The sequence below is a fragment of the Flavicella sp. IMCC45668 genome, assembly GCF_057219105.1.
The window spans coordinates 2,602,932-2,615,167 of sequence record NZ_CM170114.1 but is presented as its reverse complement, the minus strand read 5'-3'; the positions used below and the strand labels follow the sequence as shown (position 1 = coordinate 2,615,167).

Sequence of the window (12,236 nt, the reverse complement as noted above, 5' to 3'; positions counted from 1 at the left end):
ATCTTTCGAGACAATTTTATAAAGATTAAAACCTACCTAGTTTAAACTAGGTAGGTTTTTTATGAGATAAAGAAATTAAAGAATCTATTGACTTTATACAATAGAGTATCTACATGCGAACTACTAATTTTTCTAATGTAGTTTTATTATTGTATTTTATCTTAACAACATATATTCCAGGTGAAAGTGTTGTAACCTCAAAGGAGTTGTTTGTAGTTTCTAATACTTTATTACCTGACATTGAATACACTTCAATATTATCTGTTTTTTCTTTAATATAAACGGTACCCGAAGAAGGATTAGGATATATTGTAGGGGTAACATATTCTATCATCTCCGGTTTATCAGTTGATAAAACAGAAGCACAATTACTGTTTTTACTTAATACAACACCGTTATCAATATTGCTAAATGAATCAGATGTTTCATCATCTACAACAATACATGTTAAGTTGTTATTTATGGCAGTAAAAAGTGTTATTATATCATTGTTTCCGTTCGCTACGTTAAGACTGGTCAATGCACAGTTATCCAATTCTATCTCCTTCAAGCCTGTATGCAATGAGAGGTCTAAACTAGTTAGTTTTGTTCCATTTAATACCAATTCATCTAAAATTATATTGTTACTTAAATCTAGACTTGTGATGAGGGTGTTTTCTAAGGCTAATTCATCTAAGTTTGGTGCATTGGTTAGGTTTATGGTAGTTAGGTTGTTGTCTCCGAAATTTACATCATCTAAATGCACCAGCATGGTTACATCTATTTCTGTTAATTCGTTTTCTTGAATGTATAAATCATCTATGGATAGGTTGTAACTAAAGTCAATTGATTCTAAGTTATTTCCTTGTAATCGAATGTCTTCTAAGTTTTCTAGTGCGCTTAAATTGATAGCATCTAGGTTGTTAAAAGCAAAATCTACTTCCTTTAAAGCAATGTTTTTACTTAGGTCGATCGTATTTATATTATTGTTTTCGAAATCAATTTCTTCCAATAAAACGTTTTGAGTTAGGTTTATTGAGTTTAAAGAATTGTCATCTAGATCTAGAATTTCTAACAATACTAAATCGGACACATCAATACTATTCAGTCCACAATTGTCTAAATAAAGTTCTGTTAACTGCACTAATGTAGAAACGTCTATGCTGGTCAATGAATTATCATCTAGAGTTAATGTTTCTAATGATGTAAAATTTTCTAAACCAGTTACGTCAGTTATGTCTAAACCTGATAGATCTAAAGTTGTAATTATTGAAATGTCACTAGTTTGAGTATAATTATCAAGTATATCGTCATGTCCTTTATCTATCAAGGCTTGTTCAAAGTTGTCGTCAGGTACATATGTTTCAAAATAATGACAATCTGTACTGTATTCAATTCCTGAATCAACACTAAATGCATTGTTATTTTCAGCAGCATCCACATCGTCTACTTCCAAACAGGTTAGTTCGCTATTATTGGTGGCATTCATCAAAGAAAATGCTGCGTTGTTACCGTTTGCAATATTTAGGGCTATCAAGTTATTGTTGCTGATATTTAGGGATGTAAGCTTTTCAAGATCGTTCGCTTCTAGTTGAGTCAAGCTGTTGTAGCTAATATTGATGGTTGTTAAAGATTCTAATTCATTAATATCCAATGTCGTTAAACTGTTTTGAGAGGCATCTAATGTTTGAAGTCTGTTTAAGTTTTGGATTTCTAATTCTGCAAGGTTGTTGTTGCTAATATTTAAGCTAGTTAGATAAGGAAAAGACTGGATCCCTGTTAAATCGCTTATTGATTTCCCAGAAAGATCTAATGTAGTTATGTCTATAATGTTAGCGAGACTTACAACTCCATCTACGTCACCACTATCATAACCTAAATCTATCAAGACTTGTTCAAAATTTTCATCAGGTATAGAAACGGCATCGCAACTCGTTTCAGAAAAAACAACTCCATTGTCAACATCATCAGAGAAGTTTGTTGTTGCTGCAGTTGCATCATCCACTAGTATACAGTTTAATCCTGGATTTCCTGTAGCTTCTAAATACGTCAACGCAGTGGTAGTTTGTAAATTTAACTGAACCAAATTGTTATCCTGAATATTTGCTCTTAAAAGTGAAGTTCGGTTTGATAAATCCAATGAGGTAAAATTGGCACCTTGTGCATAGAAATATTCTAAACTAGAATTGTTAGTTAGGTCGATTTCTTCTAAATTAGAGTCTTCGACATTAACTGTGGTTACTAATGGGTTGTTAGATAAATCTAACAAGGTAAAATTTGTACCTGATACCGTTACACTTGTTAAAGAAGTATTGTGAGTTAGATCTAGACCGGTTAGCAATGTGTTTGCTACATTGATTGAAGTTAAATTAATATTGTTAGAAACGGATATAGTCTCTATATCATTATTAGTTAGATTTAAACTTTCTAAAGCTGTATTGGTAGAAAGGTTAACGCTAGTAATATTGGTTCCTGACACACTTAAATTTTTCAAGTTTGTTAGAGTAGGAACCTCCAATGTAGACAGTCCTCCGCCAGAAATTGTTATATTCGTTAAGTTGGTATTATAAGTGAAATCTATGCTTGAAATAAATTCGTTATTTGAAGCATATAACTGTTTTAAAGCAGTATTGTATGTAAGATCTATGGTAGATAGTTGACTTGACCCTAAATCTAGAATAGTTAAGTTAGTGTTTTTAGAAAGGTCTAAAGTTGTAAAGGGGTTACCACCTGCATATAATTGTTTTAAATTGACCAAGGCGGAAATATTTAATTCCGTTAATTCGGCTCCACATAATAATTGTATCAAAGCGGTGTTTTTAGAAAGATCAATCCCTGAAATGTTTGTAGAATGGAATGTTAGTTTTTCAAGCAAAGTTAATTTAGTGATATCAATATTAATTAGGTTCTCGTTATTGTCAATACTAAGATCTGTTAGATTGACAAGAGTGCTTAAGTTTAGTGTGCTAAAGTCATTATCGCCCAAATCTAATGTCGTTAAAGCTTGAAAATCCTGAATACCGGTTAAGTCTGTAATTCCTTGGTAACTTAAATTTAAACTTGTTTCACCGGAGATATTTGCTGTAGTAACATAGTCGTCTAAAACATCGTCATAACCCAAGTTAATTAATGCTTGTTCGAAGTTGTCATCAGGTATGTACGTGGTTTGTGCTTGTGTAAATAAACTTGTCAAGAATAAAAGGAATACAAAGTAGTTCTTTGTGATTGCAGTAGTAGAATACATAATAATAGGTGTTTTGTTGTTTGTTTAATAGTTATAGGTGGGTGTTGTAGTTGTTCATAGCCATAGTAACAGCAGCGGTTTCAATCAAGTCAAAATATCTAATTGCTTTTGTTTTATGAATAGCTGACGTTAGTAGATGTTTATTGTTGCTGTTTTAAGGTTATACATGTTTGTTAATAAAACATGTTTGCCTCATTGTACCCTACCAATAATTATTTATTTTTTTAACTACAATTCCTATTTCTGTATTGTCTTTGTGTTTAACAGTATTATGTTAGAATAGAGGTGTGGTTACAGAATAACATTTTGTATATATCTATCCATAGGTCATGCGTTATTTTTTACTTTCTACGCTTGGCATTAGATAGATTAAGAACTAGTTGTATCTTTATGAAAAAAATGGAAACTAAAGACAGGGTATTGATCAGTTCTGGATCAACGTTTGAAAATGAAATAGGGTATTCGCGTGCCGTTATTCAAGATAAATGGGTTTTTATTTCTGGAACCACAGGATATGATTATGCAAAAATGACAATATCAAATGATATTGTTGAGCAGTGCGAACAGTGTATGTTAAATATCGTAAAAACATTGCAGAAAGCAGACGCTAGTTTGGATGATATAATTCGTGTTACGTATATTGTTCCGGTAGCAGAAGATTTTGAAAAATGTTGGCCCATTTTGAAAAAATATTTTGGAAAAATTAAACCCGCAGCTACTATGATTTCTGCTGGTTTAGCGAATAAAGAAATGAAAATTGAAATAGAAGTTACTGCTTTAAAAAAATAAGAAATGAAAATAGAAGATTTAAATTTTATGCCAGAGTTTTTTGACAGATATATCAATTTGGCTTATTCTGAAATCCCATTGTTAGAACAATTAGAATCTTCTTTAGATATTTTTGAAACTTTAAAAGAGGAGTTGCTGCAGTATCAAGGATATTCTTATGCACCTGGAAAGTGGACTCCAAAAGATTTGTTACAGCATTGCATCGATACTGAGAGGGTGCAAGCTTATAGAGCTTTGGCATTTGCAAGAGGTGACAAAAATACGATGCCGGGGTTTGATGAAAATGGCTATGCTGCAAATGCATCAAGTTCTGCGAGAACTATTGAGGATCTATTACAAGAATTTGTTGAGGTAAGAAAAGCTACCATTTCCCTTTTTAAAAGTTTTTCTGACGAAATGCTGTTAAGAGAAGGAATGAGTTTTATGAAAATTTCTGTTTTGGCTCTTGGTTTTGTTATTGTTGGTCACCCCATACATCATATCAATGTTTTGAAAGAAAGGTATTTTAATTCAAATTAATTTAGAGAGAAACTGTATTCCATTCTTTTCATAATATTCACCTTTAAGGGTTTTAAATTGAATAAATCTTTTAGTTCTCTTAGCTCATTGTAGGTAAGTGTTAGTTTTAAACTATCATTTCCAGTAGGGATTTCCATTTCCTGGCAACCGCATGAGTTTTCAGTTCTATGATCATCAAAGATGTCCTTCAAATCAAGGATATAATTGGTAAAGGTTTCATACCCTTTTAAGGTAAATGTAAAATTAAGATTCTTATATACAATATGATACTCGTCGAAATATTGTTTTTTTGAAATGATACCATTTGTTGTCATGTTTAAAATTGTAATATCAGATGTCATAGTAAAATGTTTTAAACAAATATAATATTATTTTTATTAAGTCTAAATAAAAGTTTTATTTTGTTCATTATTGTAGGTAAAGACTAATTCCTGTCGTATTTTTGCAGTTCAAATTAGTAGTCCTATGATTGATATTCAAAAAATAAGAGCGGATTTTCCTATTTTAAATGAAAAAGTAAACGGAAAACCTTTAGTGTATTTTGATAATGCTGCAACAAGTCAAAAGCCACAAGTAGTGATTGATGCGATAGTAGATTATTACACTAAGATAAATGCAAATATTCATCGTGGTGTACATACTTTAAGTCAAGTTGCAACTGATGCTTATGAGCAAGCTAGGTTAACTGTTCAGAAACATTTCAACGCTAAAAAATCTTACGAGATTATTTTAACAGCGGGTACCACACATAGTATCAATATAGTGGCAACAGGTTTTACGGATTTGTTAAAGGAAGGTGATGAAATTATAGTTTCTGCTTTAGAGCATCATTCTAATATTGTGCCTTGGCAGATGTTGTGCGAACGTACAGGAGCAATTTTAAAAGTAATTCCGTTTAATGATGCCGGTGAATTGCAAATGGATGTGTACGATTCATTATTATCAGACAAAACAAAATTGGTTTTTAGCAATCATATCTCTAATGCTCTTGGAACGATCAACCCTGTGCAAGAAATAATTGACAAAGCACATGCTGTAGGAGCGGCAGTTTTGATTGATGGAGCTCAGGCATGTCCTCATATAAAACCTGATGTTCAGGCCATGGGGGTAGATTTTTATGTTGCTTCTGCTCATAAACTATGTGGACCAACTGGTGTTGGTGTTCTATATGGTAAGGAAGAGTGGTTGGATAAATTACCACCATATCAAGGAGGTGGTGAGATGATTGAAACCGTAACATTTGAAAAGACTACTTATGCTGGATTGCCTCATAAATTTGAAGCAGGAACTCCAAATATTGCAGGTGGAATTGCTTTTGGTGTAGCGCTTGATTATATGAATGTTATTGGTTTTGAAAATATTGCTGCTTATGAAGATGAATTGCTACAATACGGTACGGAAAAATTACTTGAAATAGGAGGCATAAAAATATACGGAACGTCAGAAAAAAAAGCTGCTGTGATTTCCTTTAATTTAGAGGGGGTACATCCTTTTGATGTAGGTAGTATTTTAGATAAACTTGGAGTAGCAGTTAGAACCGGGCATCATTGTGCACAACCTATTATGAATTATTTTGAGATTCCAGGTACGGTGAGAGCTTCCTTTGCTTTTTACAATACCAAGGAAGAAATAGACGTGTTTATTGACGCTGTTAAAAAAGCAAAAATGATGCTTTCGTAGCAATTGAATTTCTATTTGAAAGAAATCAAAATATTTCTGTTTGAAGGTTTCCTAAAAATATGAAATCTACCTTTTGAGAAGAATGCCTATAAACGGGCGACTAAAATAGTTTTTCATCCGAGTGAGATACTTAAACGATGACTTTGTCATCATTTACGACCAAAATCTGCTGGAATTTCACCCCATGCTTTGGTTTCCCATTTTAGTATAGGATTTTGAAAAGGATTGTTTTTCAACCATAATTCGGCTCTTTTTATCAAGTCAAATAAAATTTCAGTGTCTTTATTGATTGGGAGTTTTGTTTTGCATTTGCGTTGTTTCACCCATGAAATCGCAATTCTAGAATCAGAATAGATAGGCATGGTAGGTTGTTTTTTTTGTTGCAACCAAGCTAAGCCATGCACGAGGGCTAAAAATTCACCAACATTGTTGGTTCCAGATTTATAAGGACCTTGAATAAAGAGTTGCGTAGAGGTGCTGGTAGCAACACCTCTATATTCCATTAGTCCCGGGTTACCGCTACAGGCAGCATCCACGGCAATTGTATTTAATAAAGGTTTGCCAAAAGCTTTTTTCTCCTCAGCAGAAAGCTCTTTTTTCTTCGTACTAACACCTTTATATTCTTCATAAGTTCCCTTAAAAGCTTTTTCAGCTAATTCTTTATCAGCAAAGGATTTGTATTTCGCTCCTGGATAGCCGTCAATATTTTTTTTGCAGACATTCCAAGAAGTGAAGACACCTCTTTTTTTTCCTTCCCAAACGACGTAGTATTTTTTTGCCATAACTTAGAAATATTAACTTCTTTTAGGGATGTTTATTTTCTATGAATATATTAAAGTATTTTAATTGGTGTGCTATAAAAGCGTTTCTTCAATAACTTTAGGAAAATGCGCGTACTCTAATTGGTGAATATTATGTGCAATGTCTTCTGGAGAGTCAGAGGCTAGGACTTCAGTTTTTGCCTGAAATATGATAGCTCCTTCATCATAGTTTTCGTTTACAAAATGAATTGTAATTCCGGTTTCTGTTTCACCTTGTTCTTTGACTGCAGTGTGTACATGCATTCCATACATTCCTTTTCCTCCAAATTTTGGCAGTAATGCTGGGTGAATATTTATGATTTTATCTGGGTAAGCGTCCACAATATTTTGCGGTATTTTTAATAAAAATCCTGCTAAGATGACGTAATCAGCGTTTTTCTTTAGATGATCAAGTACGGTTTCCTCGTCAAAAAAGGCTTTTTTTGGGAAATATTCGGCTGGAATATTTAATTTTTTTGCTCGGTCAAGAACTTTTGCTTCTTTTCTGTTGGTAACGATAGAAGTTACTTTAATAGACTTGTGGTTTTGAAAGTAACGAATTATGTTTTCTGCGTTGCTACCTGACCCCGATGCTAATATTGCTAATCTTTTCATGATATTTTGTAAAGGAAATTCAACTGCAAAAGAAACAATAAATATTAATATTAGAACAAGATAATCAAAATATTAAAGATAATTTTTTATTTTAGTGAGCACATTTTTCGGGTAAAATGCTTTTTTAATTGAAAGTTTATTATTTTTGCCCCGATTTAAAATTTAAAATAAAAAATTATGTCAGACATTGCATCAAGAGTAAAAGCGATCATCGTTGATAAATTAGGCGTTGACGAAAACGAAGTAACTAACGAAGCGAGCTTCACTAACGATTTAGGAGCTGATTCATTAGATACAGTAGAATTAATCATGGAATTTGAAAAAGAATTTTCAATTCAAATCCCAGATGATCAAGCAGAAAACATTGGAACTGTTGGACAAGCAGTAAGCTATATAGAAGAAGCAAAAAAGTAAGACTTTTATGGAATTAAAGCGAGTAGTAGTAACTGGACTTGGTGCATTGACGCCAATCGGAAATAATATTGAAGAATATTGGAATGGACTAGTGAATGGTGTTAGCGGAGCTGCGCCTATAACTAATTTTGATGCTGCCAAGTTCAAGACTCGTTTTGCTTGCGAATTAAAAGACTTCAATGTCAACGATTTTATTCACAGGAAAGAGGCTAGAAAAATGGATAAGTTTACGCAGTATGCAATGGTTGCATCTGACGAAGCTATCGCTGACGCTGGTTTGACACCTGAGAATATTGATGTTGATAGAGTAGGAGTAATTTGGGGTGCAGGAATTGGTGGTATTGACACATTTGAACAACAAGTGTTAGAATTTGCTGCTGGTGACGGAACACCTAAATTTAATCCTTTTTTCATTCCTAAAATGATTGCTGATATAGCACCAGGAATGATTTCAATTAAACACGGTTATAGAGGACCAAACTTTACAACTGTTTCTGCATGTGCCTCTTCGGCAAATGCAATTATTGATGCATTAAATTATATTCGTTTAGGATATGCCGATGTTATTGTTTCAGGAGGTTCTGAAGCAGCAATTACGCAATCTGGAATGGGAGGTTTTAATGCTTTACATGCATTATCTCAGAGAAATGATGATCCACAGTCAGCTTCAAGACCATTTGATAAAGACCGTGATGGTTTTGTAATGGGAGAAGGTGCGGGAGCATTGATTCTTGAAGAATACGAACACGCTAAAGCACGTGGTGCAAAAATTTATGCTGAAATTGGTGGTGCAGGACTTTCTGCAGATGCACATCACTTAACAGCGCCGCATCCAGAAGGATTAGGGGCTAAAAATGTAATGTTAAACTGTATCAAAGATGCTGGTGTATCTCTAGATGAAATTGATGCAATTAACGTACACGGAACATCTACTCCGTTAGGAGATATTGCTGAAACAAAAGCGATCAAAGATGTGTTTGGTGAAAAAGCATACAACATCAATATCAATTCTACTAAATCTATGACAGGGCACTTATTAGGTGCTGCTGGGGCAATTGAAGCAATTGCTACAATTTTGTCTATGAAACATGGAATTGTACCTCCAACAATCAATCACGTAACGAATGACGAGCGTATTGATGAAAAGTTGAATCTTACTTTGAACAAACCTCAGAAAAGAGATATCAAAGTGGCGATGAGTAACACTTTCGGGTTTGGTGGGCACAACGCATGTGTATTGATAAAAAAAATAGACTAAGTAGCCTTTGAAATTTATTCGTAACATAATAAATCCTCAGGATAAAGATGATGAGGAGTTTTATGTTGCGCTTAAAAAACTTTTAGGTTTTCGTCCTAAGAACATCAATTATTACAAAACAGCTTTTATACATAGATCTATAAAAGTATTGGATGAGAATGGAAATCCTATCAATTATGAAAGGATGGAATTTCTTGGCGATGCTATGTTAGGATCTGTTATAGCGGCTTTTTTGTTTAAGACAGTTCCTGATGGAAATGAAGGGTACCTTACCCAAATGCGTTCAAAGATTGTAAGTAGAAATCAATTGAACACTTTAGGTAAAGAGCTCGATTTAATACGTTTTGTGAAGAGTACCATCTCTAAAAATAGAATGGGTCAGAATATTTATGGTAATATTTTTGAGGCTCTAATTGGTGCTATTTATTTGGATAGGGGATATCGCTATTGTGAGAAATTTATTGATAAGCGGGTAATCAACGCCTTTGTTGATATACCGTCCTTAGAAAATAAAATTACTAGTTACAAAGGTTTGGTGATCGAATGGTGCCAAAAAACGAAAAAGAATCTTGAATTTCAAACCTATGAAGATTCTGGTAACGAAAATATCAGACATTACAGTGTAAGATTGATGATCGATGATAAGGTAGTCTCTAAAGGTAGATCAACTTCAAAAAAGAAAGCTGAAGAAATTGCATCTAAAAGAATATATTTTGTCTACCAAGATGAAATCAAGAATATCCTCTAAATCGCTACAACGTTTTCGTATGTTTTTTTTAGGTTGCTCTAAATTATAAGTAACTTAGCCGAAGTTTTGTTCTGAAAAAACCTGCGTTTTTCGCATGTTTTTAAAATTTGAAATCTAATAAGAGAATTTGTTTTTATGCAAGTACATTCGTTGGAAATAGATGATTTTGAAGATTCAAATTTTACACTAATTGGTATTCATACAAGTTTACCAGACTATAAATTGGCATATCTATTGAATAGGAACTTGAATACTTCCTTTCAAAAATCAAAAGATACGTTGGTTGTAGAAGAAGGTGTACAGGATGCTTGTTTTTCTGTGTTCAACTATTTAGACGAGTCGATAGATGTAGATTGGTTTTTAATAGCAAACAAATTTCATGGTGTCTCACAGGTGCCAATTGAAAATGGTTTGTTTGGAACAATTAATGAAACAGTAAACAGAACGAGCTATTTGATCCCTGAGAAAAAACAGACGGATTATTTAGTTAAAATTGAAGGTGATTTCGAAGAGTATCTTGTATACGAAACGATTCAGGAAATAAAGAAAATGGAGCAAGTTATGACCTCCTATATTATAGACATAGCAACACTAAAGTCGAAAGATTTTTTAATTATTTAGAATTATGTTAAAATCAAAAAAAACCAAAATTGTAGCAACCCTTGGACCTGCTATCAATAACAGAGAAACTTTAAAAGAGTTAATGATCTCTGGTGTGAACGTTTTTAGAATTAACTTTTCTCATGCTGATTACACTGAGGTAACGAAAATTGTTAAGATTATTAGAGAGTTAAACGAGGAAATGGGATACCATGTTGCTTGTTTGGCAGATTTACAAGGTCCAAAACTTCGTGTTGGAGTTATGACGGAAGGAGTTGAATTAGCAAAAGGAGATGTATTTACATTTACAACTGCTGATCTTCCAATAGGAACTCAAGAAAAAGCTTTCATGACGTACAAAAACTTTCCAGTGGATGTAAAAGTTGGAGAGCAGATTTTAGTAGACGATGGTAAGTTGCTTTTTGAAGTAACAGCTACTGATGGAAAAGAAAATGTAACGACGAAAGTATTGCGTGGTGGACCATTGAAGTCTAAAAAAGGTGTAAACTTGCCTAATACTGCTATTTCTTTACCTGCATTGACAGAGAAAGATGTAAAGGATGCAATTTTTGCATTGTCATTAGAAGTAGATTGGATGGCTTTATCATTTGTTCGTAACCCTGCAGATTTAGCGGATATTCATAAGCTAATCGAAGAGAATTCTGATACTTCAGTATATAGAACAAGAGTAATCTCTAAAATTGAAAAACCAGAAGCTTTAGAGAATATCGACGCAATTATTGCTAATACAGATGCCTTAATGGTAGCGCGTGGTGATTTAGGTGTTGAGATTCCAATGGCTGAGGTTCCTTTGGTTCAAAAGATGTTAGTAAGAAAAGCAAAAGAAGCGAAGATACCAGTTATTATTGCTACGCAAATGATGGAAACGATGATCGAGAATCAGGTTCCAACAAGAGCTGAAGTAAATGATGTTGCCAACTCTATTATGGATGGTGCAGATGCAGTAATGTTATCTGGTGAAACGTCTGTTGGTGCTTTCCCAGTAGAGGTAATTAGAAAAATGCGTGATATCATTACTAGTTGTGAGCATTCTCCATTGATTGAAGTGCCTAGAGTAGTGCCTGTATTGAAAGATCCAAAACGTTTTATTTCTAATGGAATTTGTTACCAGGCAGCTTTATTGGCTGAGAATATAGATGCTAAAGCTATTTCTACAGTAACATATTCAGGGTATACGGCAGTTCAAATTTCTGCATTGAGACCGAATACGCATATTTTAGCTTATTCTCCAAATAAAAGAGTTTTGGCAATGTTGAACTTGTATTACGGAGTGAAAGCGAAGTATTACAGTAGTGATGCTTCTACTTTAGAAACAATTAAAGATGTAAACGAAATTGCAATTAAATACGGATTCTTAAAAACGGGTGATCACGTAATTAATTTAAATGCATCTCCTGTTGAAGAGCAAGGAATGACAAATAATATTAGAGTTAGTCAAGTGCAATAGGTTAATTCTGAACATAGAAATTGAAAAGCGTCTTTAAATTATATTTGAAGACGCTTTTTTTTTATGAATAAATTTATATATTAGGGAAGCTAACAAAAAGCAAAAGAAATTGTTAACTACTT

General features: G+C 33.2%; 12 protein-coding genes. 8 read left to right on the top strand and 4 right to left on the bottom strand.

Translation table 11 applies throughout. The annotated features are described in order from the left end of the window. Nucleotides 1–109 precede the first annotated feature (109 nt). Nucleotides 110–3,223, bottom strand: coding sequence for a T9SS type A sorting domain-containing protein (locus AC2DZ0_RS10765; RefSeq protein ID WP_484641743.1), 3,114 nt, complete (start codon nucleotides 3,221–3,223; stop codon nucleotides 110–112). Between the two features lie 399 nt (nucleotides 3,224–3,622). On the opposite strand from AC2DZ0_RS10765, the gene AC2DZ0_RS10760 reads away from it, so the two are divergent. Then, complete coding sequence (locus AC2DZ0_RS10760) at nucleotides 3,623–4,012, top strand: RidA family protein (protein ID WP_484641741.1); 390 nt, start codon at nucleotides 3,623–3,625, stop codon at nucleotides 4,010–4,012. Between the two features lie 3 nt (nucleotides 4,013–4,015). Beyond that, a complete protein-coding gene (locus tag AC2DZ0_RS10755) occupies nucleotides 4,016–4,531 on the top strand; it encodes a DinB family protein (RefSeq protein ID WP_484641740.1) in 516 nt (171 codons plus the stop codon). Here AC2DZ0_RS10755 and AC2DZ0_RS10750 read toward each other — a convergent pair. Further along, complete coding sequence (locus tag AC2DZ0_RS10750; RefSeq protein ID WP_484490056.1) at nucleotides 4,528–4,872, bottom strand: DUF6686 family protein; 345 nt, start codon at nucleotides 4,870–4,872, stop codon at nucleotides 4,528–4,530. The genes AC2DZ0_RS10755 and AC2DZ0_RS10750 overlap by 4 nt on opposite strands. A 124-nt stretch (nucleotides 4,873–4,996) precedes the next feature. On the opposite strand from AC2DZ0_RS10750, the gene AC2DZ0_RS10745 reads away from it, so the two are divergent. Beyond that, nucleotides 4,997–6,211 (top strand): aminotransferase class V-fold PLP-dependent enzyme, encoded by a 1,215-nt coding sequence (locus AC2DZ0_RS10745; protein WP_484641738.1) that lies wholly within the window; start codon nucleotides 4,997–4,999, stop codon nucleotides 6,209–6,211. Nucleotides 6,212–6,360: 149 nt separating this feature from the next. Here the strand turns inward: AC2DZ0_RS10745 and AC2DZ0_RS10740 are convergent, their stop codons facing one another. Together AC2DZ0_RS10740 and purN are read right to left on the bottom strand one after the other, a co-directional pair. Further along, nucleotides 6,361–6,993, bottom strand: a complete 633-nt coding sequence (locus AC2DZ0_RS10740; RefSeq protein WP_484641737.1) for a ribonuclease H1 domain-containing protein — start codon at nucleotides 6,991–6,993, stop codon at nucleotides 6,361–6,363. Between the two features lie 72 nt (nucleotides 6,994–7,065). Beyond that, nucleotides 7,066–7,626: a phosphoribosylglycinamide formyltransferase gene (purN, locus tag AC2DZ0_RS10735; protein WP_484490053.1), complete on the bottom strand. Its 561-nt coding sequence runs from the start codon at nucleotides 7,624–7,626 to the stop codon at nucleotides 7,066–7,068. Nucleotides 7,627–7,803: 177 nt separating this feature from the next. Between purN and AC2DZ0_RS10730 the strand changes: the two genes are divergently transcribed. The 5 genes from AC2DZ0_RS10730 (at nucleotide 7,804) to pyk (ending at nucleotide 12,114) form a co-directional block, all read left to right on the top strand. Further along, nucleotides 7,804–8,040, top strand: a complete 237-nt coding sequence (locus AC2DZ0_RS10730; RefSeq protein WP_152286074.1) for an acyl carrier protein — start codon at nucleotides 7,804–7,806, stop codon at nucleotides 8,038–8,040. A 7-nt stretch (nucleotides 8,041–8,047) separates the two neighbouring features. Next, a complete protein-coding gene (gene fabF / locus AC2DZ0_RS10725) occupies nucleotides 8,048–9,298 on the top strand; it encodes a beta-ketoacyl-ACP synthase II (RefSeq protein WP_484490052.1) in 1,251 nt (416 codons plus the stop codon). A 7-nt stretch (nucleotides 9,299–9,305) separates the two neighbouring features. After that, a complete protein-coding gene (gene rnc, locus AC2DZ0_RS10720; RefSeq protein ID WP_484490051.1) occupies nucleotides 9,306–10,046 on the top strand; it encodes a ribonuclease III in 741 nt (246 codons plus the stop codon). Between the two features lie 135 nt (nucleotides 10,047–10,181). Continuing rightward, nucleotides 10,182–10,667: an IPExxxVDY family protein gene (locus AC2DZ0_RS10715; RefSeq protein WP_300323349.1), complete on the top strand. Its 486-nt coding sequence runs from the start codon at nucleotides 10,182–10,184 to the stop codon at nucleotides 10,665–10,667. 4 nt (nucleotides 10,668–10,671) lie between these two features. Then, a complete protein-coding gene (gene pyk / locus AC2DZ0_RS10710; protein WP_484490050.1) occupies nucleotides 10,672–12,114 on the top strand; it encodes a pyruvate kinase in 1,443 nt (480 codons plus the stop codon). Nucleotides 12,115–12,236 lie beyond the last annotated feature (122 nt).